Annotated in this window: 22 protein-coding genes and 1 other RNA gene; 10 read left to right on the top strand and 13 right to left on the bottom strand. The window is 70.8% G+C overall.

Annotated features, from left to right (window positions below; all coding sequences use genetic code 11):
* Positions 1 to 12 precede the first annotated feature (12 nt).
* Positions 13 to 1,443, top strand: coding sequence for an AMP-binding protein (locus AB0C33_RS02470; protein ID WP_358282830.1), 1,431 nt, complete (start codon positions 13 to 15; stop codon positions 1,441 to 1,443).
* A gap of 19 nt (positions 1,444 to 1,462) precedes the next feature.
* Positions 1,463 to 2,551, top strand: coding sequence for a trypsin-like peptidase domain-containing protein (locus tag AB0C33_RS02465; RefSeq protein ID WP_358282828.1), 1,089 nt, complete (start codon positions 1,463 to 1,465; stop codon positions 2,549 to 2,551).
* 95 nt (positions 2,552 to 2,646) lie between these two features.
* On the opposite strand, the gene AB0C33_RS02460 is transcribed toward AB0C33_RS02465, so the two are convergent.
* The 3 genes from AB0C33_RS02460 to AB0C33_RS02450 form a co-directional block, all read right to left on the bottom strand.
* Positions 2,647 to 3,186 (bottom strand): OmpA family protein, encoded by a 540-nt coding sequence (locus tag AB0C33_RS02460; protein ID WP_358282826.1) that lies wholly within the window; start codon positions 3,184 to 3,186, stop codon positions 2,647 to 2,649.
* On the bottom strand, positions 3,170 to 3,739 hold the full coding sequence (locus AB0C33_RS02455; RefSeq protein WP_358282824.1) for a lipoprotein: 570 nt from the start codon (positions 3,737 to 3,739) through the stop codon (positions 3,170 to 3,172). Before AB0C33_RS02455 ends, AB0C33_RS02460 begins: the two co-directional genes overlap by 17 nt.
* Positions 3,740 to 3,822: 83 nt before the next feature.
* Complete coding sequence (locus tag AB0C33_RS02450) at positions 3,823 to 4,791, bottom strand: helix-turn-helix domain-containing protein (RefSeq protein WP_358282822.1); 969 nt, start codon at positions 4,789 to 4,791, stop codon at positions 3,823 to 3,825.
* A gap of 98 nt (positions 4,792 to 4,889) precedes the next feature.
* On the opposite strand from AB0C33_RS02450, the gene AB0C33_RS02445 reads away from it, so the two are divergent.
* Genes AB0C33_RS02445 through AB0C33_RS02435 form a run of 3 tightly spaced genes read left to right on the top strand, consistent with a single transcriptional unit; the run spans position 4,890 to position 7,224 of the window.
* A complete protein-coding gene (locus AB0C33_RS02445; protein WP_358282820.1) occupies positions 4,890 to 5,315 on the top strand; it encodes a hypothetical protein in 426 nt (141 codons plus the stop codon).
* Between the two features lie 47 nt (positions 5,316 to 5,362).
* Entirely contained in the window at positions 5,363 to 5,824 is a 462-nt protein-coding gene (locus AB0C33_RS02440) for an SRPBCC family protein (RefSeq protein WP_358282818.1), read from the top strand.
* Positions 5,821 to 7,224, top strand: coding sequence for a hypothetical protein (locus AB0C33_RS02435; protein ID WP_358282816.1), 1,404 nt, complete (start codon positions 5,821 to 5,823; stop codon positions 7,222 to 7,224). The genes AB0C33_RS02440 and AB0C33_RS02435 overlap by 4 nt, the downstream gene beginning before the upstream one ends.
* A gap of 80 nt (positions 7,225 to 7,304) precedes the next feature.
* Here AB0C33_RS02435 and ssrA read toward each other — a convergent pair.
* The 6 genes from ssrA to prfB all read right to left on the bottom strand — a co-directional run bounded on the left by ssrA (position 7,305) and on the right by prfB (position 13,484).
* Positions 7,305 to 7,689: a transfer-messenger RNA gene (gene ssrA / locus AB0C33_RS02430) on the bottom strand.
* A gap of 304 nt (positions 7,690 to 7,993) precedes the next feature.
* Positions 7,994 to 9,859 carry a penicillin-binding transpeptidase domain-containing protein gene (locus AB0C33_RS02425; RefSeq protein ID WP_358282814.1) on the bottom strand — a complete coding sequence of 622 codons (1,866 nt, stop codon included), beginning with the start codon at positions 9,857 to 9,859 and terminating at the stop codon, positions 7,994 to 7,996.
* A 20-nt stretch (positions 9,860 to 9,879) separates the two neighbouring features.
* Entirely contained in the window at positions 9,880 to 10,347 is a 468-nt protein-coding gene (gene smpB / locus AB0C33_RS02420) for an SsrA-binding protein SmpB (protein WP_352321717.1), read from the bottom strand.
* 23 nt (positions 10,348 to 10,370) lie between these two features.
* Positions 10,371 to 11,279 (bottom strand): permease-like cell division protein FtsX, encoded by a 909-nt coding sequence (ftsX, locus tag AB0C33_RS02415; RefSeq protein WP_352321716.1) that lies wholly within the window; start codon positions 11,277 to 11,279, stop codon positions 10,371 to 10,373.
* Between the two features lie 20 nt (positions 11,280 to 11,299).
* Positions 11,300 to 11,989, bottom strand: a complete 690-nt coding sequence (gene ftsE, locus AB0C33_RS02410) for a cell division ATP-binding protein FtsE (protein WP_020541427.1) — start codon at positions 11,987 to 11,989, stop codon at positions 11,300 to 11,302.
* A 379-nt stretch (positions 11,990 to 12,368) separates the two neighbouring features.
* Positions 12,369 to 13,484 (bottom strand): peptide chain release factor 2, encoded by a 1,116-nt coding sequence (prfB, locus tag AB0C33_RS02405; protein ID WP_358282811.1) that lies wholly within the window; start codon positions 13,482 to 13,484, stop codon positions 12,369 to 12,371.
* 47 nt (positions 13,485 to 13,531) lie between these two features.
* Between prfB and AB0C33_RS02400 the strand changes: the two genes are divergently transcribed.
* Complete coding sequence (locus tag AB0C33_RS02400) at positions 13,532 to 14,563, top strand: hypothetical protein (RefSeq protein ID WP_358282809.1); 1,032 nt, start codon at positions 13,532 to 13,534, stop codon at positions 14,561 to 14,563.
* A gap of 19 nt (positions 14,564 to 14,582) precedes the next feature.
* Here the strand turns inward: AB0C33_RS02400 and AB0C33_RS02395 are convergent, their stop codons facing one another.
* From AB0C33_RS02395 to AB0C33_RS02385, 3 genes are all read right to left on the bottom strand, one after another.
* The gene (locus tag AB0C33_RS02395) at positions 14,583 to 19,451 is read right to left on the bottom strand and encodes an NAD-glutamate dehydrogenase (protein ID WP_358282807.1); all 4,869 of its coding nucleotides are present in this window, start codon (positions 19,449 to 19,451) and stop codon (positions 14,583 to 14,585) included.
* Positions 19,452 to 19,709: 258 nt separating this feature from the next.
* Entirely contained in the window at positions 19,710 to 19,907 is a 198-nt protein-coding gene (locus AB0C33_RS02390; protein ID WP_352349335.1) for a zf-HC2 domain-containing protein, read from the bottom strand.
* Positions 19,907 to 20,461 (bottom strand): sigma-70 family RNA polymerase sigma factor, encoded by a 555-nt coding sequence (locus AB0C33_RS02385; RefSeq protein ID WP_352321706.1) that lies wholly within the window; start codon positions 20,459 to 20,461, stop codon positions 19,907 to 19,909. The genes AB0C33_RS02390 and AB0C33_RS02385 overlap by 1 nt, the downstream gene beginning before the upstream one ends.
* A gap of 141 nt (positions 20,462 to 20,602) precedes the next feature.
* Between AB0C33_RS02385 and AB0C33_RS02380 the strand changes: the two genes are divergently transcribed.
* The 4 genes from AB0C33_RS02380 (at position 20,603) to AB0C33_RS02365 (ending at position 26,150) form a co-directional block, all read left to right on the top strand.
* Complete coding sequence (locus tag AB0C33_RS02380; protein ID WP_358282804.1) at positions 20,603 to 22,033, top strand: DUF1996 domain-containing protein; 1,431 nt, start codon at positions 20,603 to 20,605, stop codon at positions 22,031 to 22,033.
* Between the two features lie 55 nt (positions 22,034 to 22,088).
* Entirely contained in the window at positions 22,089 to 22,916 is an 828-nt protein-coding gene (locus AB0C33_RS02375; protein WP_358282802.1) for a hypothetical protein, read from the top strand.
* A gap of 31 nt (positions 22,917 to 22,947) precedes the next feature.
* A complete protein-coding gene (locus tag AB0C33_RS02370; protein WP_358282800.1) occupies positions 22,948 to 24,555 on the top strand; it encodes an NADH-ubiquinone oxidoreductase-F iron-sulfur binding region domain-containing protein in 1,608 nt (535 codons plus the stop codon).
* A gap of 86 nt (positions 24,556 to 24,641) precedes the next feature.
* Positions 24,642 to 26,150, top strand: coding sequence for an FAD-binding oxidoreductase (locus tag AB0C33_RS02365; RefSeq protein ID WP_358282798.1), 1,509 nt, complete (start codon positions 24,642 to 24,644; stop codon positions 26,148 to 26,150).
* Position 26,151: 1 nt separating this feature from the next.
* On the opposite strand, the gene AB0C33_RS02360 is transcribed toward AB0C33_RS02365, so the two are convergent.
* Positions 26,152 to 26,805 (bottom strand): L,D-transpeptidase family protein, encoded by a 654-nt coding sequence (locus AB0C33_RS02360; RefSeq protein ID WP_358282796.1) that lies wholly within the window; start codon positions 26,803 to 26,805, stop codon positions 26,152 to 26,154.
* Positions 26,806 to 27,000 lie beyond the last annotated feature (195 nt).

Raw genomic sequence — 27,000 nt, 5'->3', positions numbered from 1 at the left:
TGGTCTGCGGACATGAGGGGTTTCTACGAGATCGCAGCCGCCGACCCGGACCGTCCCGCCCTGCTCGGCGACGACGGCGCGACCTACGGCGAGCTGCTCGCCCGCGCCAACAGAGCCTCCCACGGCCTGGTCGCGCGTGGCGTCCGGCCGGGCGGCGCCGTGGTGACCGTGCTGAAGAACGGGCTCGACGCCCTCACCATGATGCTGGCCACCTACCAGATCGGCGCCTACCTGGTGCCGGTCAACTGGCACTACACGGCCGAGGAGATCGACTACATCGTCGCCGACTGCGGCGCCGACGTCGTCGTCTCCCCCGGCGCGCTCACGGTCGCCGACCTGGCCGACGGCCGGCCGGACACCGCGCCCGAGCACCGCCGGGCCGGCTCCATGATGCTCTACACCTCCGGCACCACGGGACGCCCCAAGGGCGTGCGCCGCCGGCTGCTCGACCTCACGCCCGAGGACCTCTACCCCATCCTGATGCGCAAGAGCTGGCGGCACTTCGGCCTGCCGTCCGACGGGGTGCACCTGGTGTGCTCGCAGCTCTACCACTCGGCCCCCTACGGCCAGGCGATGATGGCGCTGCAGTTCGGCCACTCGATCGTGGCGCCGGAACGGTTCGACGCCGCCGAGGCGCTGGCGCTGATCGAGCGGCACCGGGTGACGAACGCGTTCATGGTGCCCACGATGTTCCACCGGCTGCTCGCCGTGCCGGACCGGAAGACCTACGACCTGTCCTCCCTCACCCACCTCTACCACGGCGCCGCCCCCTGCCCGCCCGCCACCAAGCAGGCGATGATCGACTGGCTCGGTCCCGTCCTGTGGGAGTACTACGGCTCGACGGAGGCCGCGGTGGCGACGATGGTGTCGTCCCAGGAGTGGCTGGAACGGCCGGGCACGGTCGGCAGGGCGCTCGACGGCATGGCCTTCACGATCATCGGCGACGACGGCCACGAGGCGGCCCCCGGCCAACCCGGGACGGTCTACATCGGCGGCATCAACCGCTTCGAGTACCACGGCGACCCCGGCAAGACCGCCTCGGCCATGCGCGGCGCCGCCTACACCCCCGGCGACATCGGCTACCTCGACGCCGACGGCTACCTGTTCCTGCTGGACCGCAGGACCGACCTGATCATCTCGGGCGGCGTCAACATCTACCCCGCCGAGATCGAGGCCGCGCTGCTCGAACATCCGTCGGTGGCCGACGTGGCGGTGATCGGCGTGCCCGACGCCGAGTGGGGGCACAAGGTCGTGGCGCTGGTCCAGCCCGTGCCGGGCGTGACGGGCGGCGCGGAGCTGACCGCGGAGCTGCTGCGGCACTGCGCGCCCCGGCTGGCCCGGATGAAACACCCGCGGGTGATCGAGTACCGCGAGTCGCTGCCGCGCACCCCCACGGGCAAACTCAGCAGACGGGACGTCCGGGAGGCGTATCTTTCCCGCTGAGCTGGGCAGACATCTCCCCATGAGGGAGATCGTCGCCGGACTGACAGCCGTCGTACTGCTGGCCGCCTGCGGGCGGTCCCCGTCGATCCCGGCGTCCACCTCCACGGCCACCGCGAGCCCGGCCACGACCACGCCGGGCTCGCCGACCGCCGGCGAACAGGCGCCGGGGAGCGCGCCGCAGTCGCTGGAGAGCGCGTACGAGCGGGTCATCACGGACGTCCTGCCGTCGATCGTGCAGATCAACACCAAGGTGGGCCTCGGCTCCGGCATCGTCTACGACACGGCGGGCCACATCGTCACCAACGCCCACGTGGTCGGCGAGGCGACCGAGATGAACGTCACGATCGCCACCGGCGGCGCGCCCCGCCCGGCCAAGCTGGTCAAGGCGTTCGGCGCCGGCGACCTGGCGGTGATCAAGGTCGATCGGCCCGACGGGCTGCGCCCGGCCAGGTTCGGCGACTCGGGCAAGCTGCGGGTGGGCCAGATCGTCCTGGCGATGGGCAACCCGCTGGGCCTGTCGGGCAGCGTCACGAACGGGATCGTCTCGGCGCTCGGCCGTACCGTCAGCGAGCCCCAGAGCCCCGAGTCGCCGGGCGCCACCATCAGCGGCGCGATCCAGACCTCCGCCGCGATCAACCCCGGCAACAGCGGCGGCGCGCTGGTGAACCTGGCCGGCGAGGTCATCGGCATCCCGACCCTCGCCGCCACCGACCCTCAGCTCGGCGGCGGGGCCGCGCCCGGCATCGGGTTCGCGATCCCGAGCAACACGGCCACCGACATCGCGGCCCAGATCGTGAAGAACGGCAAGGTCACCAACAGTCACCGGGCCGCGCTCGGCATCCGCGGCAGCACGGTCATCGGCGCCACCGGGCAGCCGAGCGGTGTGGGCGTGGCGAGCGTGGAGAAGGGCGGGGGCGCGGAGAAGGCCGGGATCCGGGCCGGTGACGTGATCCTCTCGATCAACGGCAAGAAGACCACGACCATGGCCGCGCTGTCGGAGGAGATCACCGCCTTCAAGCCCGGCGACCAGGTCAAGGTGGAGGTCCTGCGCCCCGACGGCGGCACCCAGACCGTCACGGTCACCCTCGGCGAGCTCAAGGCGGAGTGACGGCCCGACCCGGCCGCTGTGCCAGCGCCGGGCCGGTGTGTCCCTGCCGGGCCGATCCCTCACTGCCCGGCCGATCCGTCAGCCGGGCCGGCCCCTCACTGCCGGGCCGTGAAGACGATCTCCACGCGCCGGTTCTTCGCCCGGTTCCGTTCCACCGGCTTGCCCTCGACCAGGTTGGGCAGCTTGGGCCGCCTCTCGCCGTATCCGGCGGCCTGGAGGCTCACGTTCCCGCCGCCGAGCAGGCTCTCCAGGGCCGCGCGCACGGCCTGCGCCCGCCGCCGCGACAACGCCAGGTTGTACGCGTCGCTCCCCTGGTCGTCGGTGTGCCCCTCGATCCTGACGACGCCGCCCGCGCCCTCCGCCTCGACCTTCGCGGCCACGTCCGCCAGCCGTTTCCTGGCCTTGGGCGTGAGCCGCCACTTGTCCAGCGCGAACAGCACGTCGCTGGTCAGCGCGACCGTCACCTCGCGGCCCTGCCTGGTCTCGCTCTGGGCGCCGTCCATGGACTCGACCTCGCCGACGATGTCCTCGACCGGCAGCACCAGATCCTCCACCGGGCCGGCGGCGTCGGACGGGACCGGGACCGGCGTGGGCGTCAGCACGAGGGCCAGCGCCAGGCTAAGAGAGCGGAACATCGGTGAGCACGCCCAGCATCGGCATCTCGACGTTGACCTTCGTGACCTCCGGTGGCGGCGCGGCGAAGACCGCGTACAGCGTGCTGGACTCCCCCGCCTCCAGGAACTGGCCCTGCGTGCCGGAGCACACGCAGGTGGCGTCGGCGGCGGTGCCGTTGCGGGCGACCCGGTAACGCTTGGCGTTCACCGGGTCGATCAGGGAGACGTTGGAGACCGTGTAGTCGAAGCCGCCGCCGCCCAGGCCGTTGTGCACGTTGACCTTGCCCTCGACGGCGGTGATCGTCCAGTTGAGGGTGGCGGTTCTACCCTGGCGCAGCAGGGCGGTGATCTCGACGCGGGCCTTGCCGTACTGGTCGCCGGAGCCGACCTTGGCCTCACGGGTGGCGATGACCACGTCCCCCTGCGGCGGCGCCGTCTGCGCGGGCGCGGTCCGCGGCGGCGCTGGGGCGGTGGTGGTCGCCTCCTTGGCGGCGGTCTGCGGCTGCCCGCCGGGCGACATGCCACACCCTGTCAGGACGACGGCCGCCCCGATGAGCACGATCGTCTTTCGCATCTGCTGATCACCTTAATGCTCAGAAAAGGCTCAAGTCAGACACCCTAGCCCGGATTGCCCATTTCGGGCGGGATAAATGGCGATCAGCCGGTCGCGGACGACTGGGTCAGCCGATAACGGGACGGCGGGATGCCGTACCGGTCCACGAACGCCTGGCGCAGCGTCTCGGCCGTCCCGAACCCGCACCGTACGGCGATCGCGGACATGGGCAACGAGGTCGAGGCCAGCAGCTGAGCCGCCCCCTCGGTACGGGCCCGCCGCACGAACCTGCCCGGCGTCTGCCCCAGATGCCGGAGGAACAGCCGGGTGAGATGGCGTTCGCTGACGCCCGCCGCGGCGGCCAGCGTGGCCGCGGTGAGGTCGGCGGCCAGGTTCGCGCAGATGTGCTCGACGATCCGCCTGACCAGGCCGTCGGCGGGCGCCGGAGGGCTGACGAACATGCTCATCTGGGCCTGGTTGCCCGGCCGTTGCAGGTAGGTGACCATGCCGCGGGCCACCGTCCTGGCCAGTTCGGCGCCGTTGTCCTCCTCGACCAGGGCGAGCGTGAGGTCGAGCGCGGCGGTGACCCCCGCGGACGTGGCCACCTCGCCGTCGCGGACGAAGATCGGGGCCGGGTCCACGGTGACGCGCGGGTAGCGGGCGGCCATGTCGGCCGCCTCCCGCCAGTGGGTGGTGGCTCGCCTGCCGTCGAGCAGTCCCGCGGCGGCCAGCACGTACGCGCCGGTGCACACCGACGCGACCCGCCTGCTCTCCCGCGCCAACCTGCGGACATGGCCGACGACCAGCGGGTTCGCCGCGGCGTCCACGTGGCCGGTGCCGCCGGAGACGATGAGCGTGTCGAGCGGCCCGGTGATCCGCTCCAGCGTGAGCTGGGCCTGCAGCACCAGCGCGCCGGCGGTGGTCACGGGATGACCGCCGGGGGTGGCCAGCCGTACCTGGTAGTACGGTGAGGCGCCGTGCCAGTTCGCGTTCTCCAGCGTCGAGCTGACGCACGCGATGTCGAGCAGCTCGGCCGCCTCGTAGGCGACGACCACGACCCGCCGGTACTCCATGGCACGACTGTAGGTCCGGAAGACCAAGAACCCAAGTTTCCAGACATGTACGGCTTCGCCCCTCGTCCCCGTCCCCCCACCCGGCCACAGTCGGAGCCATGACACCGACGCCCCCCGCACCCGCGACCCCCTCCGCGACCGGACGCCGCTGGTCGAAGTTCGCCCTCCACTACGTGGAGATGATCGTCGCCATGTTCGTCGGCATGTTCGCGCTCGGCGCCCTCCAGTCGGCCGTCGGCCTCTCCGTCTCCCACGACGCGTCGCCCGAGCTCGCGTACCTGATCATGGCCTTCGACATGTCGGTGGGCATGGCCGTGTGGATGCGCTTCCGCGGCCACCGCTGGCCGGCGACGCTGGAGATGTGCGCGGCGATGTTCGTCCCGATCGTGCCGCTCTATCCGCTGCTCTGGCTCGGCGTCATCGACGGCGGCGTCCTGATGCTCGTCGCGCACGTCGCGATGTTCCCGCTCATGCTGGCCGCCATGTTCCGCCGCCTCGACGAGTACGCCGGCTGCGCCCACTAGCCCGACCCCCTCGGCCCCGCGCCCACGGGGATCCCTAAGATGCCGCCATGGCGCGTTTCGAGACCGTGACCCTGGTCTTCGCTCCCCCCGAGGTGCTCTTCGACACGTCGCTGTCGGTCGAGACCCACACCGCGTCCATGGCCGGCTCGTCGGAACGCGCCGTCGCGGGGGTCACCACGGGCCTGCTCGGCCTCGGCGACCAGGTCACCTGGCAGGCCCGGCACTTCGGCCTCACCTGGCGGATGACCTCCACGATCAGCGCCTGGGAACGGCCCGCGTACTTCGTGGACGAGCAGGTGTCCGGGCCGTTCCGCCACTGGCGGCACGAACACCGCTTCGAGGCGGCTCCGCACGCGGGCGCCACCCTCATGACCGACGTCGTCGACTTCTCCGCCCCCGCCGGCCCCCTGGGCCGCCTGGCCGAGCTGCTGGTCCTGCGCCGCCACATGACCCACCTCATCAACATGCGCAACCAGCACATCAAGACGATCCTCGAACCGTCCCGTTGACCGAACCCGCGCCGCCCGGCGGTCGTCAGAAGCAGCGGCAAAGGCTGACGGACAGCGGGCCCGACCGTCCACCCGGCGGGGTCGCGTCGCGGCCGCTGCTGGTCCTGGCCCAGCTCGTCGCCGCCTGGGCGGCCGGATCGGTCTTCCTGCCGACGGCGTGGCTGGTCCTGCTGGCCGTGCTGTTCGCCGGCGACGAGGCGGTGGCCCTCGCCGCCGCCGCACTGGGCGTGGCGGCCCTGCTCGGCTACCTGGTCATCGTGATCAGGGCCACCCGCGGCGTGTCCGTGCTCGGCGCGACGCGCGGCGGCCGGCTCCTGTGGGCGCTGCTGGTGCTGGGCCTGGGAACCGCCGGCTGGGCCCTCGGCTGGGTGGTGACCGACGTCGCCGGCCTCGGGGTGAGCCGCGACCTGCTGCTGACGGCCGTGCTCGGCGGCGTTCCGTACGCCCTCGTGGCCGGGACGCTGCTGCGCGGGTGGCGCCACAAGGGCGTCGCGCTCGGGCTGAGCGTGGCGCTTCTGGGGGCGGGCGTGGCCGTGCTGCGCCAGGAGCCGCCGGACGACCTGGAGGCACGCCTGGCGGCGGGCGACCTCCACCGGGAGACCGCGTACGTGGTCGCCGTCCCCGGCTACCGGCCCGACGGCCGGGACTACGGCGGCGGGCTGGGCGGCTCCGGCTTCACTCCGGCGGACCCGGCCGCCATCCCGCCCGACCGGTTCGTCAGGATCGTCGCCTACGACCGGCTCCTGCCGGGCGCGGCCGTGTGCGGCCAGCCCACCGCGCAGGACGCCGACCTGCCGACCGGATCCTGCACGGCCGAGCCCGGCGGCCTGGTCCACCGGCAGGGCCCGGTCGAGCACGGCTACCAGGTGCGGGTGGGCCGCCGGTACGTCACGGTGGTGGGCAGCACCGCCGTCCCCCGCGACCTGCTCCGGTCGGCCGCCCGGAGCCTGCGCCCGGCCACCGCCCGCGATCTGGGCGACCAGGAACAGACCGGCGACTACTACGCGGCCCGCGTCCCGGGCTACACCCCACAGCTCATGGGCATCCCGGCGGGCCTGGTCTATATGCCCTCCGACCACACCGGCAACGGCGGCCAGAGCGTCCACATCACGTTGTCCGTGAGCCAGGCCGACGACGACTTGTGCTATCTCGCCCAGAAGTGCACCCCCGTCGGCTCCGGCCTCACCTATGTCCGCCGAGAGGACACGCACGGTTACGCGGTGCGCCGCGGCACGGTGACCGTCCAGGTGCTCGGCGGCCTGCGGGTGGACGCGGAGCCGTTGCGCCGGGCCGCGCTCGACGCCCGCCCGGCCACCGACGCCGAGCTGCGCCGCCTGCTGCCCCCGCTGGAGCCGCGCACCCCCCTCGACCGCCTCCGCCGCTGGCTGCGCACGTTCTGAGCTCGGATGCGCACGTCTTCCGGACAGCGAAAAGCCTCCGACCCGCCGAGGTTAGTCGGCGGGTCGGAGGCTTTTTGATCACGTGGAGGTGGCGGGAATCGAACCCGCGTCCTTCAATCCCAAGTCAGGGCTTCTCCGGGCGCAGCCTGCTGTGCTTTTCTCAGCCCCGGCGATCACGCAGGCGAGTCGCCGACGGGCTCAGCCACTGTTTGATTTCCCGATCTCCCCCGTGGCCGGGTCGATCGGTTGAGCCTTCTAACGATGCCAGACACCGGGCCGAAGGCACTCCCGGGCTGACAGAGGTTTCGCTACTTAGGCAGCGAGGGCCAGGGAACCCTGGCCGACCTCAGTGCGCTTGGAATTGGCACTTATTGTTTTGCGGTCACAGGATTAACGAGGTTATGTCCGCAGTCCTCGGCCCGCTTCACCTGGCTTGCAAGATCGAAGTCGAAGCCAGTCACCCCCTGTGCAGTTGTCAACACGCCTCAGGCTGATCATCACGCAGAGGCGAGCAACACTGAATCTACAGGGGACAACGCCCCCAACGCCAACTTAATTCCAGCATGGCGAAACCCCCGGGAGCGTGGCACAGCAGCACGCGCTCCCGGGGGCCGACCGGCAGGGTCGAGCCGGTCCGGACGGCAGGACTTCCCCCGAGATGAAGTCCTGATCTCATCACGGCGACTGAGTCCGCAACCCCCCGAGCGGGCCCAGTCATTCAGTAAGACGCAGCCACGACCAGGAACGGTTGCTCGCCGTCACAAGATTTTCACGCAGAGTCACGAAGGCCCGAGAAGAAGCTGCCCGCGACGGCCGCCGCGTCGTAGTTCTTGGCCAGGACGGCGATCGCCACGTCCCCCTGCCAGCCGACGAACCAGGTCATGGGCTTGTCCTGGGTGCCCGCCGTCGCGCGCACGCCGTAGACCCTGCCCCGGCCCGCCTGCGCGGGGCTGCCGACCGCCCCGGCGCGCATCATCGCGGTCAGCGCGGTGCGCACCTTCGGATCCATCGGGACGGCGTCCGGCTGCTTGGCCGGGACGACCTCCGCCGCCGGATCGGGCGACGTGGGCGAGGTCACGAGCACCGGCGGCCGCCAGGTGCCCGACCCCACGGCCGCCGCGACCAGCGCCATCGACAGCGGGCTGACCTCGACGGTCTGGCCCGCGATGGCCCTGGCCTTGTCGGCGTCGCTGGACAGTTCGGGCATCGCCCCGCTGAACGACTTCAGCGGCAGCCGCCACGGCTGGCCGATGCCGAACGCCTTGGCGCTCGCGGCCAGGCCGCCGGCGCTGGCCCGGCGGGCCAGCGAGGCCAGCGCGGTCACGCAGCCCTTGGCGAAGTTGTCCTGGAACGTGGCCGACGACGTGACCCCGGCGGTCTGGCTGGTGTGCACGAACTTGGCGCCGCCCACCGTGCGCTCGGCCGGGCAGGCCAGCCGCTGCTTGGTGCTGACGCCGCTCTTGATCAGCGCGTCGGCCGCCACGATCGAGAAGGCCGTGCCCGCGGGGAACCTGCCCGCCAGCGCGTCCTTCTCCTGGTTGAGCCCGCTGGTGCCGACCGCGAGGATCTCGCCGGTGTCACGCTGGACGGCCACCAGCGCGCTGGTGGCCGTCTCGGCCACCGCCCGCTCGGCCGCCGCCTGGGCGCGGCTGTCGATCGTGGTCTTGACCGAGACGTTCTGGCGGCCCAGCCACTCCTTCAGTTTGGCCACCTGCCGGCCGGTCTTGAGATCGAGGGTGATCACCTTGGTCTCGGTGGAGCCGGTCAGATAGTCCTGGTACGCCTGTTGCAGGCCGCTCTGGCCGATCGAGTCGCCGGCCCGCTGGGGGCCGCCGAGCTTCTGCTCGTCCTCGGGGGTGAGCGCGCTGACCTTGCCGACGATCTGCTTGGGGGCGGCCGGGTCGATGGGCTGCGGCTGCGGGTCGGTCTGGATGCCGGAGATGCCGGCCAGCTTCGACTTCATCGACAGGTAACGCGAGCGCCCGAACGTGACCAGCGGCACGAACTTGTCGGGCGGCGAGGACCTGATCCGGCTCAGCAGCCGGTCCTGGGCGTAGCCGGTGATCGCCGACAGCTTGGCCACGACGTCCTCGGCCCGGTCGCCCAGCGCGGACGGCACCACGCCCACGACGTAGACGTAGAGCTCGTTCTGCAGGGGGTCGTCGGCTCGGTCGACCACCGGCTGGCGCGGCTTGGGGTTGGTCTCGACCGCGAACCGCTGGCCCTCCTTGAGCTGCGGATGCAGCACCGACGGCGACCAGCGCACCTTCCACCTGCCGTCGACCAGGTGCAGCGGCAGCGAGCCGTCGTACGCCCAGAGCGGGGTGTTCTCCCCCAGGTCGACCTCGGCGCGGAAGTCGGCCTTGGACTCCTCGCCGTTCACGCTCACGCTCTTGATCTTGAAGCGGAACGAGGCCGCGTCGAGCTCCAGCTTGGCGTTGGCCAGGGCCTTGCCCACCTTGGCGGGGTCGCCGTCGGTGCGGCCCGCGGCCAGGGCGTAGTCCTCGGACTGCCAGCCCACGAGGAAGTCGCGCACCGCGTCGTGCGGCGAGGACTCCTCGAAGCAGCCGGTCAGCGTCATGCTCGCGACCGCCAGGGTGACGGTCGCGGCAAGGGTGCGGCGCGCGCGTGTCATCGGTTAGAGTGCCGCCGCTCTCATCGGTTGCGGTGCCGCAGGGCCCGCGCCATCTCCCGCTTGGCCTGCTGCTCGGCCAGCGACTGCCGCTTGTCCCAGTCCTTCTTGCCCCGGGCGACGGCGATCTCGACCTTGGCCCGGCCGTCCTGGAAGTACAGGACCGTGGGGACGATCGTGAGGCCGCCCTCCTTGGTCATGGCGGCCAGCTTCTCGATCTCCTTGCGGTGCAGCAGCAACTTTCGCTTGCGCTTGGCGGCGTGGTTGGTCCACGTGCCCTGCATGTATTCGGGAATGTGCACGTTGAGCAGCCACGCTTCGCCGTCGTCGATGCTGGCGTAGCCGTCGACGAGCGAGGCGCGGCCCTCGCGGAGCGACTTCACCTCCGTGCCCTGGAGCACGAGCCCCGCCTCGAAGGTGTCCTCAAGGTGGTAGTCGTGCCGGGCCCGCTTGTTCTGGGCGATGACCTTCCGCCCGGTCTCACGTGGCATGCTTCGACCTTACCGGCGATTCCTCACACCCTGAGGTATCGGCGGAGCGTCACGAACGAGGCCAGCACACAGATCACGACGCCGATGGCCATGGTGAGCGTGATGGTCTGGGCCACCGCGTCCCAGCCGAGCTGGGCCATGCCGCTGCCGAAGTAGCCGGCGATCTCCTCGAACAGCAGGACCTTCGTCACGATCAGGATGATGGCCGCGAAGACGCCGCCGATCAGACCGGCGATCACGCCTTCCATGACGAACGGCAGCTGGATGTAGAGGTTCGAGGCGCCCACCAGGCGCATGATCCCCGTCTCCCGGCGCCGGTTGAACGCCGACAATCGCACCGTGTTGCCGATCAGCAACGCCGCGGCCAGCACCAGCACGATGGCGACGGCCAGCGCGTAGAAGGACAGCTTGTCGAGCAGGTCGAAGAACTTGCCGATGAGCTGCTTGTGGTCCATCACCTGGGACACGCCCGGCTGGCCCTTCACGGCGTCGATCACCGGTTGGTAGTTGTCGGGGTCGACCAGCTTCACGCGGAACGACTGCGGCATGTCCTCGACCCTGGTGGCCTGGACGAGCGTCGGGCTGGCCTGGTAGGCCGTCTTGAAGTTCTCGTACGCCGTGCTCTGGTCCTCGTAGAAGACCTCCTTGACGCCCTGGAGGCTCTCAAGGCGGGTCTTCAACGCCTTCGTCTGGGCCGGCGTGACGGCCTTGCCGTTGCACTCGGGGATCGCGGTGCCCTTGGTGCACAGGAAGACCGAGATCTCGACCTTGTCGAACCAGAAGGACTTGAGCATGGAGACCTGGGCGTTGATCATCAGGCCGACGCCCAGCATCGCCATGCCGACTGCCACGGTGATGACGACCGCGATCGTCATGGTCAGGTTGCGACGGAGGCCGATCCAGACCTCGGAGAAGATGAAGTTCGCCCGCATGTTGTGTCTGCCGCTCCCTGTCAGTACGCCTGGCCGTACACGCCACGCGACTGGTCACGGACGATCTTCCCGTCCTCCAGCTCGACGACGCGTTTGCGCATGGAGTCCACGATGGCCGCGTCGTGCGTGGCCATGACGACCGTGGTGCCAGTTCGGTTGATGCGGTCGAGCACCTTCATGATGCCGATGCTCGTCGCGGGGTCGATGTTGCCCGTGGGCTCGTCGGCCAGCAGGATCATCGGCCGGTTGACGAACGCGCGGGCCATGGCGACACGCTGCTGCTCGCCGCCGGACAGCTCGTCGGGCATGCGATGGGCCTTGCCCTCCAGGCCGACCAGCTCGATGACCTCGGGCACGACCTTGCGGATGAACCGCCTGGGCTTGCCGATCACCTCTAGGGCGAACGCCACGTTCTCGTAGACGTTCTTGTTCGGGAGCAACCTGAAGTCCTGGAAGACGCAGCCGATGCGGCGGCGCAGGTGGGGCACCTTGAAGTTGGAGAGGCGGGCCAGATCCTTGCCGGCGACGTGGATCGCCCCGGAGTTGGGCCGCTCCTCCTTCAGGACCAGACGCAGGAACGTGGACTTGCCTGACCCCGAAGGGCCGACGAGGAACACGAACTCGCCCTTGTCCACGTCGACGGAGACGTGGTCGAGAGCGGGCCGGTTCTGGTTCGCGTAGACCTTGGTGACATTATCGAAATGGATCACGAGAGCATCACGGCATGCCAGTCTAGGGGTCAGGACGGAAGCGAGGGTGGCACATGCCCATTTCCCGCCGCCGGCCGATCGGGGGCGCCGTCTTTACTGATGATCGACGTTCCGATTGGCCAGACGACAGTCTAGGGGGAAGACTGGCATGGAACGTCCATAACGGAAACAAAACGATTGTGCGGCTAGACTTGGGGCTGTCATGAGTTGTGAACACCTCGTATGCGCGCAGTGCGCCCACCCCGTGATCGAGGGCCGCTGCCCCCTCTGCCGAGCCAACAGGGAGCGGATGCACAATCACGGCTTCGCCGGACTGTCACCCGCCCTCGTCGTCGTCCTGCTCCTCGTGCTGCTCTTCGCGACGCTGGTGCTCAGGCACCTAGTCGGTGCCTGACTCCGCCCTGCGCATCCAGCGGATCTCCGACTCGATGAACCCGTCGAGGTCGCCGTCGAGCACCGCCGACGGGTTGCCCGCCTCGGTGCCCGTACGCAGGTCCTTCACGATCTGGTACGGGTGCAGCACGTAGTTGCGGATCTGCGTGCCCCACGACGTGGTGGTCGCGCCACGCAGCTCCGACATCTTCTCCGCCTCCTCCTGCCGCTTGCGCTCCAGCAGCTTGGCCTGGAGCACGTTCATGGCCGAGGCGCGGTTCTGGAGCTGGGAGCGCTCGTTCTGGCAGGAGACCACGATGCCGGTGGGCAGGTGGGTGATGCGCACCGCCGAGTCGGTGGTGTTGACGCCCTGGCCGCCGGGGCCCGAGGACCGGTAGACGTCGACCCGCAGGTCGTCTTCGTTGATGTCGATGTGGTCGGTCTGCTCGACGACCGGCACGATGTCGACGCCCGCGAACGAGGTCTGGCGGCGGCCCTGGTTGTCGAACGGGCTGATGCGGACCAGCCGGTGGGTGCCGTGCTCGCCGCGCAGCGTGCCGTAGGCGTAGGGGGCCTTGATGGTGAACGTGGCCGACTTGATGCCGGCCTCCTCCGCGTAGGAGGTGTCGTAGACCTCGGTGGAGTAGCCCTTGCGCTCGGCCCACCGCAGGTACATGCGCAGCAGCATCTCCGCCCAGTCGGCGGCGTCGACGCCACCGGCCTGGGAGTTGATGGTGACGAGCGCCTCGCGGGCGTCGTACTCGCCCGACAGGAGCGTGCGCACCTCAAGGGCGCCGATGTCGGTCTTGAGTGACTCCAGCTCCTTGTCGGCCTCGAGACGCGTGTCGTCGTCGCCTTCCTCGGCCGCGAGCTCGTAGAGCACCTTCAGGTCGTCGAGACGGCGCGCGACGCCCTCGACGCGGTTGAGCTCGCCCTGGAGATGGGAGAGCTTGCTCGTGACCTTCTGCGCCTGCTCGGGGTCGTCCCACAGGTCTGGGGCGGCAACCTGCTGCTCCAGCTCCTCGATCTGCTTGCGCATCGCGTCGAGGTCGAGCACGTCCTGGATGCTGCGGAGCGTGTTCGCGAGCTCGTTGATCTCTTCTGCCGGATCGATGCCTGCCACGTCTCCCTAGGGTACGCGACCCTCGCGTGCACGAATAACATGGCGAGGTGCGTGCATACGGTCGGGGGAAGATGCTGGCGCTCGCCGTCGGCGTGCTGGCCGCGGCGACCGCGTGCACAGGCCCTGCTCAGACGTCCCCGGCGGTGACCCAGGGAAAGGCGGGCGCCACCGGCGCGGCGAGCCCTTCGCCCAGCGCGCCGCCGCCCGCCGTCACGCGTCAGGAGGCGGCCGAGGCGGTCGCCGAGATCCTGCCCACCGACGACGTGCTGCGCGTGGAGAGCCCCGTGACGGGGCGGCTCTTCCTCGACACCGACCTGGTCGCCGGCGGGCAGCTGGCGCTCACGCAGGCCGCCTTCGAGTCCACCGGCGACCGCCCGCCGCGCTACGCCTGGGGCTCGCCCACCCTCTACGTGCCCAGGTTCGCCCAGGGCGAGCGGGCGCCCTGGTTCAGCGCGCTGGCCACGCGCAACGGGCAGCCGACGCTGCTGACGTTCGCCAAGAGCGGCGACGACTGGCTGCTCAGCTCGGCCGCGCAGCTGCTGCCGGGCCAGGAGCTGCCCCGGGTGCGGCTCGACGCCGACGGCTACGCCACGGCCCTGACGCCCGACGACAAGACCGTCACGATCAGCCCCCAGTACATGGGCCCGGTGCACGCCAGCGTGGCCGAGACCGGGTCGGCCGGGGTGACGGCGGGCCTGCTCGCCGACGGGCCGTACACGACGGAGGTGGCCAAGCAGATCGCCACCGACCGCGAGACGGCCAAGAAGGACGGGTTCAGCTACGACTCGATCTTCAGCGCCGACAACTGGCCGGTCTACGCGCTGCGCACGGCCGACGGCGGCGCGCTGATCCAGTACTCGCTGTCGCGCAACACCTCGACCCGCACCGTCGCCAACAACACCTACATCATCCCGGTGCCGCCGGAGGCGAGCTGGGCCATCTCGACCTCGTCGGTGCGCCGCAGCCTCAAGCTGACCGAGGTCCACCAGTACGCCACGGCGGTGCCCCCGCTGTCGGCCCCGGCCGCCGCCCGGGTCGTCGCCCACGACGGAGCCCTCACCCGCGCCAGCGGCGAGTGAGGGCCCCTTCGGGCGGTTCCTACGCCTCCGTGTGAGGCAGGTTGCTGGCGGCCACCAGCGTGCGGATCGCGCGCAGGGCCACCGAGAGCGTCGCCAGGTCGAAGTGGTCGCTCTCCCAGATCTCCGACAGCGTCTGGCGGGCGCGTCCCACGGCGGCCGCGTTGCCGTCGGTCCACCGGGCCAGCCGCTCCTCGGGCGGCAGCCCGGACGTGCTGTGGGCCAGCACGTCACGGGTCAGCGACGCGTGCGCGGCGTACAGGTCGTCGCGCAGCGCCGAGCGGGCGATGGAGTTCCACCGGTTGTCTCTGGGCAGGGCGATGACGCGTTCGCGCAGGCGGGCCAGCTGCAGGCGGTCGGCCAGGTCGAAGTAGACCTCCGCCACCTCGTTCACCGGACGGCCCGTCAGGGACGCCACCTCGACCAGGTCCAGCGTCGAGTACGCGGGCACCATCGCGGCCACCCGCTCGGCCAGCTCCTGCGGCACCCCGCGGGCCACGAAGGAGTCGCGGCGCTCCTCGTACGCGGCCAGGTCGGGCCCGGTGAGCAGCTTGGGGATGTGCGCGGACAGCCCGTTGACGCCCTTGAGGAAGAAGCCGACCGACCCGGCCAGGTCGAGCGGCGGACGCCGGTTGACCAGCAGCCAGCGGGTGCCGCGCTCGACCAGCTTGCGGCCCTCCAGCAGCATGGCGATCTGCGTGGCGGTGTCGACCTCGTTGTCCAGCGCCTCCACGGCCCGGTAGAAGCTCGGCAGGTCGAAGACCTCCCGCGCCACCAGGTACGCCCGCACGATGTCGGACGTGGAGGCGCCGGTCTCCTCCGCGAAGCGGAACATGAACGTGGTGCCCATGGCGTTGACCAGCTCGTTCACCACGCAGGTCGTGATGATCTCGCGCCGCAGCGGATGGGCGTCCATGTACGTACGGAACCGCTCGCGCAGGTCCGACGGGAAGTACGACACCAGCCAGGAGGCCAGGTACGGGTCGTCGGGCAGCTCGGAGCCCAGCACCTCGGCGTCGGCCACCAGCTTGGTGTAGGCCAGCAGGACCGAGAACTCCGGCGCGGTCAGCCCGAGCCTGGCCTGCCGCCGCTCGGCCAGCGTCTTGTCCGAGGGCAGGAACTCCAGCTCGCGGTTGACCAGCCCGTCGCGTTCGAGCTTGCGCAGGTAGCGGGCGTGGATGTGGAGCATGTCGACCGCCTGGGCGCGGGTCGCGTCGAGCACCACGTTCTGGGCGTGGTTGTCGCGCAGCACCAGGTCGGCGACCTCGTCGGTCATCGACGTGAAGACCTGGTTGCGCTGCTTGTCGGTCAGCTCGCCGTCGCGGACGACCTGGTCGAGCAGGATCTTGATGTTCACCTCGTGGTCGGAGGTGTCCACGCCGGCCGAGTTGTCGATGAAGTCGGTGTTGACCAGGCCGCCGTTCAGGGCGAACTCGATGCGGGCGAGCTGGGTGAAGCCCAGATTGCCGCCCTCGCCGATGACCTTGCAGCGCAGGTCGCCGGCGTCCACCCGGAGCATGTCGTTGGCCTTGTCGCCGACGTCGGCGTGGGACTCCGAGCCGGCCTTGACGTAGGTGCCGATGCCGCCGTTCCACAGCAGGTCGACGGGGGCCCGCAGGATGGCGCTGATCAGGTCGTTGGGTGCCAGCGAGCTGACGCCCGCCTCGATGCCCAGCGCCTCGCGCATCTGCGGGGTGATCTGGATCGACTTGGCCGTACGCGGGAACACGCCGCCGCCCGCGGAGATCAGCGACGGGTCGTAGTCGTCCCAGGAGCTGCGCGGCAGGTCGAACAGGCGCTGCCGTTCGGCGAACGAGCGGGCCGCGTCGGGCGCCGGGTCGATGAAGACGTGCCGGTGGTCGAAGGCGGCCACCAGCCGGATGTGCTGGGAGAGCAGCATGCCGTTGCCGAACACGTCGCCGGACATGTCGCCGATGCCGGCCACGGTGAAGTCGGTGGTCTGCACGTCCACGCCCATGGTGCGGAAGTGGTACTTGACCGACTCCCAGGCGCCGCGGGCGGTGATGCCCATGGCCTTGTGGTCGTAGCCGACCGAGCCGCCGGAGGCGAAGGCGTCGCCGAGCCAGAAGCCGTACTCCTTGGCCACGCTGTTGGCGATGTCGGAGAAGGTGGCGGTGCCCTTGTCGGCGGCGACGACGAGGTAGGTGTCGTCGCCGTCGTGCCTGACCACGTCGGCCGGCGGCACGACCTTGCCGTCGACCAGGTTGTCGGTGATGTCGAGCAGGCCGGAGATGAACATCCGGTAGCAGGCCACGCCCTCGGCCAGCACGTCCTCGCGGTTGCCGGACGCGGGCGGCTGCTTCACCACGAACCCGCCCTTGGACCCGGTGGGCACGATGACGGTGTTCTTCACCATCTGCGCCTTGACCAGGCCGAGGATCTCCGTCCTGAAGTCCTCCATGCGGTCGGACCAGCGCAGGCCGCCGCGGGCGACCTTGCCGAAGCGCAGGTGCACGCCCTCGACGCGGGGCGAGTACACGAAGATCTCGTACTTCGGCCGCGGCAACGGCAGCACGCTGATCGCCTGCGGGTCGACCTTCAGCGAGATGTACGGCTTGCGCTGCCCGTCGACCGTCTGGAAGTAGTTGGTGCGCAGGGTCGCCTGGATCATCTCCAGGTAGGCCCGCAGGATGCGGTCCTCGTCGAGGGAGGCCACCTCGTCGAGGGCGCCCAGGATCTCCTCGTTGAGCGCCTCCACGAGGTCGACCCGCACGTCGTCGCCGCGCCTCGGGTCGAGCTTGGCCTCGAACAGGCGGACCAGCAGCCGGGCCAGCCGCACGTTGCCCAGCAGCACGCGTTCCATGTAGAGCTGCGAGAACGTGCTGCCGGCCTGCCGCAGGTACTTGGCGTAGACCCGCAGGATCTCGACCTGTTCCCAGGTCAGGCCCGCCCGCAGGATGAGGGCGTTGAAGTTGTCGGCCTGGACGCGGCCCTGCCACAGGGCGCTCAGGCCGTCCTGGAAGAGCCGCTTGAAGTCGTTCCTGTCCACCTCGACGGAGGGGGTGTAGCGCAGGCCGAAGTCGTAGATCCAGGCGTTCTTGGTGCTCGCGTCGCCGTCCCGGTCGATCTCGTACGGCCGCTCGTCCACGACCTCGACGCCGAGCCGCTGGATCAGGGGCAGCGCCTCCGACAGGGAGATCGGCGAGCCCACCTTGTAGATCTTCAGCCGCCGCTCGCCCTCGGTGGCGTCGTACGGCTCGTAGAGGTTGATCGCCACCTCCTCGCCGTCGGCGACGAGCTGCTCCAGGCGGCGCAGGTCGACCACGGCGACCTTGGGCGGGAAGTCGGCCTTGTACCCCTCGGGGAAGGCGGAGACGTACCTCCTGGCCAGCGCGGGAGCCTCCTCCTCGGAGGTCATCTCGTCGAGGGCGGTGGCCAGGTCGTCCTCCCAGGAGCGGGTGAGCGCGGCCAGGCGCGCCTCCAGCTCCTCCACGTCGACGGAGGGCGCGGGGAGCTGCTTGCCGCGCTCGCCGCGCACGACCACGTGCAGCCGGGCCAGCACGGACTCGCCGATCATCGCGCTGTAGTCGAGCGACCTGCCGCCGAGCGCCTTGAGCAGCACCTCCTGCATCTTCAGCCGCACCTTGGTGGTGTAGCGGTCGCGGGGCAGGTAGATCAGGCAGGAGATGTAACGGCCGTAGTCGTCGCGCCGCAGGAACAGCTTGACCTGCTTGCGCTCGCGCAGCCGCAGCACGCCGAGCGCGATCGGGAGGAGCTGGGCGACCGAGGTCTGGAACAGCTCGTCGCGCGGGAACGTCTCCAGGATCTCGATCAGGTCCTTGCCGTCGTGGCTGTCGGGCGCGTGGCCGGCGGCGTTGAGCACCTCGGCCAGCTTGCGCCGCAGCACGGGGATCCTGGAGATCGACTCGTTGTAGGCCACGTGCGTGAACAGGCCGAGGAAGCGGCGCTCCCCGATCACCTCGCCCTCGGGCGAGAACAGCTTGACCCCGATGTAGTCGAGGTAGGTCGCGCGGTAGACGGTGGCCCGGCTGTTGGCCTTGGTGATGATCACGAGCTGCTTCTCGCGGGCCTTGGCGCGCACCTCCGCGGGCAGCGCGGAGAAGCTGTCGGAGCCCACCTTGTCGTCGCGCAGGATGCCGAGCGCGGCCCCGGGCAGGGCCTTCAGTACCTCGCCCTGGTCGGTGTGCTCCAGCCGGTACTCGCGGTAGCCGAGGAACGTGAAGTGCCCGTCGGCGAGCCAGCGCAGCAGGTCGAGGCTGTCCTCGACCTCGGCGGGCTCCAGCGGCGGCGGGTTCATGCTCAGGTCTTCCGCCGTCTGGACGGCCAGGGCCCGCATCTTCCTGAAGTCCTCGACCGCGTACCGCACGTCGGCGAGAACCCGCTGCAGGTCGGCCTCGACGCGCCTGAGGACCCCGGGGTCGGCCTGACGGTCGATCTCGATGTGGATCCACGACTCGACCAGCATCTGGCCGGTGACGTCCTCCTGGCCGCGGACGAGCATCCGGCCCGTCATGTCGCGGCGCACCCGCATCTGGGGGTGGACCACGAGGTGGATGCCGATGTCCTGCCGGTCGAGCTCCATGGTGACCGAGTCGACCAGGAACGGCATGTCGTCGGTGACCACCTCGACGACCGAGTGCCCCGGGTCCCAGCCGTTCTCCTCCAGCGTGGGGGTGTAGGCGCGGACCACGGCCCGGCCCTGGGGGCGCACCTCGGCGAGCTGGCGCTGGGACATCGCCGGGCCGTACACGTCGACGGGGTTGCGGTCGAGCAGGTCCTCGGGTGCGACATGGCGGTAGTAGAACCGCAGGAAGGAGAGGGCCTCCTCCGCGCTCATGTGCTCGCTGCCGACCGCGCAACTCTCCGCGGCTCTTTGCAGCAGCTCATCCTTGGCCTCGTCGAGCGGCATTTCGCTCTCACTCCTTTGTGAGGGTTTGCCATGGCTGTTCATAGCCAGGCTCTTAGTTCCCATAGCGAGGGGAAGTAGTGCAGACGGGTACGTCCGGGGAGATGGGCGACAGCCGGCCGCCTTCCTCGCCGGACCGCCGGCGCGGGGGGAACGGGCGCATCACCGTCGATGCCCACCGAACACCTCCCCCTGAACGCCCGGCCCTGATTCCGGGCGTGTGCCTCGCCGTACCGATATCACCCGAAAAGGGCATAGACGTCAACGTGACATCGACATGGGGGGATCGTCGCCGGAGGCCGAGGGGGCGGTCTTGAGATCGTCGAGCCGGTCGGGAAGCTCGGCCAGCTCCATGAGCTCGGCCTGGCACCGCTCGCACGCGTCGAGGTGGCGTTCGAACGCCTCGTGCTCCTCCTCGTCGAGGACGCCGAGGACGTAGGCGGCCACCCCGTCGTGCATCAGCCGGCTACCCCCTTGTCACGCAGCTGTTCGCGGAGAGCCCGGATGCCGTAGTAGAGCCGGGACTTCACCGTGCCCGGCGGAATCCCCAGAATCTCCGCCGCTTCACTTATCGTACGGTCTCGGAGGTAGGTCTGCTCAATGACTTCGCGGTGTTCGGCGGACAGGCTGCGCAGCGCGTCCGCGACGACGATCGCCGACAGCGCGCGCTCGGAGCCGTCCGGCACCGACATCTGGTCGACTTCGGGCGGCTCGACCTCGTGAGGCCGGGCGCTCTTCCGTCGGCGTCCGTCGATGACGATGCGGCGGGCCACTGTCAGCAGCCACGCCCATAAAAGGCTCGGTTCCCATTGCAGTCTTGCCGAGTTTCGCCAGGCCCTGACCAGCGTCTCCTGTACGACGTCCTCGGCCCATTGCAGATCGTTTCCGGTCGATTTGCGTACGTGGCGCAGCAGAGGGCCGCCGAACTCCTGGTAGAGCACCGCGATGCGATGTTCCGCCTCGGCATCCGCACTCTCGAACCTGCCGTCGAGGTGACCTAGCACGGGGCACATCTTTACACCTTCGTTATCGGTCCGGCAGCCACTCCGATAACTCCAGTTATTTCTAACTATCTCCGGTCATGGGTGAACCTGATGGTGTAAGCCCGCGTACCTCCCACCATGCAACGGCTGACAACCATGAGAACCGGGCGCATGGCCGCGGCCATGACCGCTCTTGCCGTGGCGGCGGGCGGCCTGGTGTCCGCCGCCGTCATCGGCGTGGCCCCGGCGCGGGCCGACCACTGCGACCCGGCCCAGGCGAGCCAGGACGACTCCCGCCGCCAGCGCGACCGCGCCCCGGACCAACAGGCCCCGGACCAGCAGGCGCCTGACGAGCAGGCACCCGACCAGCAGGCCCCGGACCAGCAAGTGCCGGACCAGCAGGTCCCGGATCAGCAGGCGCCCGATCAGCAGGCGCCGGACGGGCAGGGGCAGGGTGGGGATCAGCAGGTGCAGGGCGGCGGGATCGTGCTGCGCGACCCGGCGCAGTCGCCGGAGCCGGAGGACTCCGGCGACGCCCTGTTCCGCCGCGACCGCTCCCCCCGCACCCCCACGACCGCACCCCAGGACCCTCAGAACCCCCAAGACCCCCAGAACCCGCAGGACCCCCGGAACCCTCAGAACCCGCAGGACCCCGGTGACCAGTCGCAGGACCGGCGTGGCCGGCCGACCCGGACCGCCTCCCCCTCTCCCACGGCCTCCCAGGACGACGACTGCAAGGACCTCGGCCCGTTCGTCACCGACTTCGTGGACATCCGTCAGGTCCAGCCCCTGAGGCTCGACGCGGGTATAGGCAGGAACGGCTCACGCGGCACTTTCGTCGCTCAATGCGGCACCAACCGCAATGGTCACAACAACCCCGACAATTTCATCGTGGCCCCCGGCGTGAGCAACGGCGCCCACCATCTGCACGACTACGTCGGCAACCTGTCCACGGACGGCTTCTCCACCGACGAGAGTTTGGCCGCCGCCGGAACCACCTGCCGCCTAGGGGATAAATCCACTTACTTCTGGCCAGTTCTGCGCGACCGCAAAGTGGACGCGAACGTCCAGGACCCCGACGGCAACGTGGGCCGGGTGATCCGCGCCGGCACGGTGAGCCTGCAGTTCCGGGGCAACGCGACCTCCAGGGTCGTCGCGATGCCGAGGTTCCTGCGCCTGATCACCGGCGACGCCAAGGCGGGGACGAACGGCGCCGCGAACGCCCGCGCCCGCTGGAGCTGCACAGGATTCACAAATCGCATAAGTCCCGATAAATATCCGCTTTGCCCGCGCGGAAGTCAGGTTCTTCGTATTCTGGATTTCCCCAGCTGCTGGGACGGTCAGAACACCGACAGCGCCAATCACCGCACGCACGTGGTCTTCCCCGGGCAGAACGGCGCTTGTCCGCAAGGCACCAGGGCGATTCCGCAACTGCGCATGCTCCTCGCCTACACGGTTCCACAGGGTCCGTCGTTCGCCGTGGACGCGTTCCCTGAACAGAAGCACAACCCGGTCACCGACCACGCGGACTTCGCCAACGTCATGCCCGAACGGCTGATGCAGTTCGTCGTCTCGTGCATCAACCGGGGTCGCCGCTGCTGACACGTCCCCATCAGCCTTCCGAGTCGTACCCTCACCCGACCTTGGAGGGAAATAGATGCTCCACAGACGACACCCCCGGCACGCCCCCACCAAGCTGGACACAAGGAACGTCCGGCTGGGGGCGAGCGCCTCGTTGACGGCCGTCCTGTTGTCGGTGTTCGCGCTGGCCAGGACAGAACGCGGCGTCGCGCTGCTCGGCCGAGGAGTGAGTTTCCTAGAGTTCTACGCGGGCGTGTTCGCCCTGGTGCTGCTGACCGCGACGGTCGCGCTGGGCCTGGTCACCACCGAACGCGTGTTCCTGTCCCCGCCCAACCGGGTCAGGGCCCAGCTCGCGCACCGCGCCACCGCCCTCATCGGGCTCGCCTACCTGGTCACGCACATCGTCCTCATGATCAGCCTGGGACACGCGCCGCCGGGCGCGGCGATCGTGCCGGTCGCCGGGATCTACGTGGGGTTCGGCGCGCTCGCCTTCGACCTGATGGTCGTGGCGGTGGCCACGGGGATGCTCAGGGGCCGCTTCGCCGTGCGGGGCACGCCGTGGTTGTGGCGGCTGCTGCACTCGGCCGCCTACCTGGCCTGGCCCATCGCGATCATGCACGGGCTGACGGCCGGCCGGTCACCGGCCGGCTGGGTGGCCTGGTCGTACGTGGCGTGCCTGGCCGCGGTCGGGTCCGCGCTGATCGTGCGGGTGCTGGCCACGCTGCGCAGGCCGCCCGTCGTACCGGAGAGGGTCGAGGCGCCCGCCGTGACGGCCGGGGTGGCGGCGGACGTGCCCGTCGAGCGGCCGCGGGCGACGGCCGCGGCCACAGCGGCTGCCACGGCAGTGGCCGACGCGCCGGTGAGCCTGGCCGACGCACGGCGCAGGTACCGGGAGGCCGGATGAGCCCGCGCCGCGCGACCCCGGGGAGCCGGTCGTGATCCCGCACCGGGTGCCGCGCGTGCTGCGGATGGGCCCGGCGCGGCTGACCGCCGGGCTCGACCACTGCCGGCGGCTCGACCTGCCCGCGCACCGGACGCTGCACGGCGAGCCGCGGCCGCGCGAACTGGCCGAGCTCATCTCCATGGTGAACGAGGTCGACATGCGCGGACGGGGCGGCGCCGCCTTCCCGTTCGCCCGCAAGCTGCGGGCCGTGGCCGACGCGGCGGGCACGGGCGAGAGCGTGGTGCTGGTCAACGGCGCCGAGGGCGAGCCGGCCAGCTCCAAGGACGCCATGCTGCTCACCCGTAACCCCCACCTCGTGCTGGACGGCGCCATCCTGGCGGCGGAGGCGCTGGGCGCCCGCGAGGTGGTCGTGGCCACGGTCGAGGGCGAGGTGGCCGAGTCGTCCGTGGCGGCGGCCGTGGCCGAACGCCGGGCCGCGAACGTGTCGGGCGGTTCGGAGAGCCGCATCCCGATCCGGGTGGTCGGGCTGGCGGAGAGGTTCATCAGCGGGGAGGGCGGTGCGCTCGTCCGCGGCGTGAACGGCGAGGAGGCCATCCCGCCGGGAAGGAAGCGGCGGGCCGCGACGAGCGGCGTGGACGGGCTGCCGACCCTGCTGTCCAACACCGAGACCTACGCCCAGTTCGCGCTGCTGGCCGAGTACGGCCCCCAGAAGTACGCCGAGGTGGGCACCAGCAAGGAGCCCGGCACGATCCTGCTCACGGTGAGCGGCGGCGCGGCCAACGGCGCGGTGATCGAGGCGCCGACCGGCGTCCTGCTGGCCGACGTGCTCGCGTTGTGCGAGGCCGAGGCCGGGGACGGCGTGCTGGTCGGCGGCTACCACGGCGCGTGGCTGTCGGCCGAGGTGGCCGGGTCGGCGGTGATCTCGCGGGAGGGCATGAAGCTGGCCGGCGCCACGCTGGGCGCGGGGATCATCGTGCCGCTCGGCGACGGCACCTGCCCGCTGGGCGAGGCGGCCAGGGTGGCCTCGTACCTGGCCGCCGAGTCGGCCGGGCAGTGCGGGCCCTGCCGTCTGGGGCTGCCCGACGTGGCGCGTGCCCTGTGCGCGATCGCCGAGGGCACCGGCTCCGTGGACGCCGTGCGCCGGTGCGTGCGGGCCGTCGAGCGGCGCGGCGCGTGCTTCCATCCCGACGGCACGGCCAAGTTCGTGCTGTCGGCGCTGGACGCGTTCGAGAGCGAGATCGCGCTGCACCTGGAGCACGGCTCGTGCGGCCGGCCTGTGCGCGGCGTGCTGCCGATGCCCGAGCCGGAGGTGGAGCCCGAGTACCGGCTGGAGGTGGACTGGACCCGCTGCCAGGGGCACGGCCTGTGCGCGCACCTGCTGCCGGAGTTCGTGGACCTGGACGACTACGGGTTCCCGTCGTTCCGGAACGTGCCGGGGTGGATGGTCAAGGACGCGCGGCGGGCGGTCGAGATGTGCCCGGCGCTGGCCCTGCGGATCGTCCAGACGAGCGGGGAGGCGCCGAAGCCGCCCACGTCGCCGCTGCGGCTGGTCAAGGACGGCGTGCTGCGGAAGGCTCCCGGGCTGACGCGGGTGGGGGCCAGTACCAACATCTTCGGATTTGGCGGGACAGCGGGGTGATATCGGTAGTGATGTAGTTGTGACGAACTTGTCCGGAGGGCCAGGCGTCTCATCGATCGGTTCGACACGACCGACGGGGGACGCCCATGGACCGCCGCGACTTTCTCCACCTCACCGCGCTCGCGCCGCTGGCACTGGCCGCCGACGCGAGGACGCCCGCCGCACCGGCCACGGGCGCCCGGCCGTCCGGCGCCGGACCGTACGGCACCGGCACGCGCGGCGCTGAGCTGATCGGCGCGCTCGGCGCCGGGCGGTCGGCGCCGCCGCCGGACTGGGCGCGGCTGCGCGGGCGGCTCGCCGGCACGCTGGTGCTGCCCGGCGACTCCGGGTACGACGCCGCCCGCCGTCTGGTCAACCCGGCCTACGACCGGATCAGGCCCGGCGGGGTGGCCTACTGCGCGAGCCCGGCGGACGTCTCGGCGTGCCTGGCCTTCGCGCGCGCGAGCGGCGTCGCGGTCACCCCCCGCTCCGGCGGCCACTCCTACGCGGGCTGGTCCACCGGGACCGGCCTGGTCATCGACGTGTCCCGGATGAACACGGTCGCCTACGCCGCCGGACGGGCCACGATCGGGGCGGGCGCCAAGCTGGTCGACGTCTACGACGGGCTGGCCCGGCACGGCGTGAGCATCCCCGCGGGCTCGTGCCCCACGGTCGGGATCGCCGGGCTGGCGCTGGGCGGCGGCATCGGGGTGGTGTCCAGGAAATACGGCCTGACCTGCGACACCCTGGAGTCCGTCCGCGTGGTCACGGCCGACGGCCGCCTGCTGACCGCGGACGCCACCCACCACTCCGGCCTCTACTGGGCCTGCCGCGGCGGTGGCGGCGGCAACGTCGGCGTCGCGGTCTCCTTCACCTTCCGCACCCACGCCACCCGCGACCTGACCGTGTTCTTCCTGCACTGGCCGTGGTCCAGGGCCGGGGCCGCGGTGCGCGCCTGGCAGTCGTGGGCCCCGTCCGCGCCGGACGAGCTGTGGTCCTCGCTGCACCTGGCGCGCGAGGAACGCGATCTGGACGTGCTCCTCGTCGGCACGTACGAGGGCCCGAAGGCGTCACTGGACCGCCTGCTCGCCCCGTTGGTCGCCCGGGTCGGCGCGCCGTCGTCGAGGTCGGTGCGGACGACGTCGTACCGGGAGGCCATGATGATCATGGCGGGATGCGCGTCACGGCCCGTGGCGCAGTGCCGGCGGCCGCGGCGGGAGGCGTTCGCCGCCAAGTCGCACCTGGCCTACGCCGAGCTCCCCGCCGACGGCGTGCGCCGCCTGGTGGACGGGGTGGCGCGCGGCGGACGGCACGCCGTGCTGCTGGACGCGCTCGGCGGCGCGGTGGGCCGGGTCAAGCCGGCGGCCACGGCTTTCCCGCACCGGGCCGCGCTCTACAGCGTGCAGTACTACGCGAAGGGCACGGACCGGACCTGGCTGCGCCGGCTGCACGGCGAGCTGACCCCGCACTTCGGCGAGCACGCCTACGTGAACTACGTCGACCCCGACCTGACCGGCTGGCGCGGCGCCTACTACGGCCCCAACGCCGCCCGCCTGGCCGAGGTGAAGGCCACCTACGACCCCGACCGGCTGTTCCGCCTGCCGCAGGGCGTCTGACCTACTTCTCCCGCACATAGACCGGCTCGCCGATCTTCACCATGTCGAACAGCCGCTTCGAGGTGGGCAGCGGCAGGCGGACGCAGCCGTGCGAGGCGGGCCGCAGCGGCACCTTCGACGAGCCGTGCATCGCGATGCCCCCGACGAAGTAGAGCGAGTCGTACATCGTGCCCAGCGGGCCTTCGGTCCAGCCCGGCGCGCGGCTGGTGACGTGGAAGTCGCCGGTCGGGGTGATCGCGTTGCCGCAGTGGCCGTTCTCGCAGTAGTTCACCCGCGCGCCCGTCGAGACGTGCGAGATGAGCGCCGGGCGGCGGTGGCGGTAGACGATGAGCAGCTGGTAGCGCAGGTTGATCTCGACCCGGTCCGCCTCGCCGCGCGGGACCAGCGGCTTCATCCGCACCGGACGGTCGAAGGCCCGCCACACCTCCGGCCCGACCGCACCCTGGGGACGCAGGTGCCGGTGCTTCTGGAAGGCCCACACGCCGAACTTGGTCTGCTCGTCGTAGACGCCGTTGAGCCTGCCGTAGTAGTAGCCGTTCCGGTGCAGCCGCTCCTGGAGGCGCCTGACGGTCTCGCCACGGTCGCCCGGCCGCAGCACGATCCCCCCGCCGGGCACCGCCTTGTCCGCCTTATCCGCCTTGTCCGCTCGGTCCACCCTTTCTACCCGGTGCACCCCTTCTACCCGGTCCACCGTTTCTGCCCGGTCCACCCTGTCTGGCCGGTACGCCCTGTCTTCTATGTCAACCGTGTCCGCCGCGTCCGCCCTGTCCGCTTTATCCGGCGTGTCCGCCACGGCGGGCGTACCGGCCAGGAAGGGAAGCCCACCACACCCGAGAGCGGCGAAAACAAC

This window comes from Nonomuraea sp. NPDC048881 (assembly GCF_040649795.1).
Lineage (GTDB): Bacteria > Actinomycetota > Actinomycetes > Streptosporangiales > Streptosporangiaceae > Nonomuraea.
The sequence above is the reverse complement of the archived record's forward strand: the minus strand, read 5'-3'. Positions and strand labels throughout refer to the sequence as shown.

Bases quoted from the DNA above. Each gene is read 5' to 3' on its own strand.
- AB0C33_RS02470 (WP_358282830.1), top strand. From the start codon at position 13: ATGAGGGGTTTCTACGAGATCGCAGCCGCCGACCCGGACCGTCCCGCC.
- AB0C33_RS02465 (WP_358282828.1), top strand. From the start codon at position 1,463: ATGAGGGAGATCGTCGCCGGACTGACAGCCGTCGTACTGCTGGCCGCC.
- AB0C33_RS02460 (WP_358282826.1), bottom strand. From the start codon at position 3,186: ATGTTCCGCTCTCTTAGCCTGGCGCTGGCCCTCGTGCTGACGCCCACG.
- AB0C33_RS02455 (WP_358282824.1), bottom strand. From the start codon at position 3,739: ATGCGAAAGACGATCGTGCTCATCGGGGCGGCCGTCGTCCTGACAGGG.
- AB0C33_RS02450 (WP_358282822.1), bottom strand. From the start codon at position 4,791: ATGGAGTACCGGCGGGTCGTGGTCGTCGCCTACGAGGCGGCCGAGCTG.
- AB0C33_RS02445 (WP_358282820.1), top strand. From the start codon at position 4,890: ATGACACCGACGCCCCCCGCACCCGCGACCCCCTCCGCGACCGGACGC.
- AB0C33_RS02440 (WP_358282818.1), top strand. From the start codon at position 5,363: ATGGCGCGTTTCGAGACCGTGACCCTGGTCTTCGCTCCCCCCGAGGTG.
- AB0C33_RS02425 (WP_358282814.1), bottom strand. From the start codon at position 9,859: ATGACACGCGCGCGCCGCACCCTTGCCGCGACCGTCACCCTGGCGGTC.
- smpB (WP_352321717.1), bottom strand. From the start codon at position 10,347: ATGCCACGTGAGACCGGGCGGAAGGTCATCGCCCAGAACAAGCGGGCC.
- ftsX (WP_352321716.1), bottom strand. From the start codon at position 11,279: ATGCGGGCGAACTTCATCTTCTCCGAGGTCTGGATCGGCCTCCGTCGC.
- AB0C33_RS02395 (WP_358282807.1), bottom strand. From the start codon at position 19,451: ATGCCGCTCGACGAGGCCAAGGATGAGCTGCTGCAAAGAGCCGCGGAG.
- AB0C33_RS02390 (WP_352349335.1), bottom strand. From the start codon at position 19,907: ATGCACGACGGGGTGGCCGCCTACGTCCTCGGCGTCCTCGACGAGGAG.
- AB0C33_RS02385 (WP_352321706.1), bottom strand. From the start codon at position 20,461: ATGTGCCCCGTGCTAGGTCACCTCGACGGCAGGTTCGAGAGTGCGGAT.
- AB0C33_RS02380 (WP_358282804.1), top strand. From the start codon at position 20,603: ATGGCCGCGGCCATGACCGCTCTTGCCGTGGCGGCGGGCGGCCTGGTG.
- AB0C33_RS02375 (WP_358282802.1), top strand. From the start codon at position 22,089: ATGCTCCACAGACGACACCCCCGGCACGCCCCCACCAAGCTGGACACA.
- AB0C33_RS02365 (WP_358282798.1), top strand. From the start codon at position 24,642: ATGGACCGCCGCGACTTTCTCCACCTCACCGCGCTCGCGCCGCTGGCA.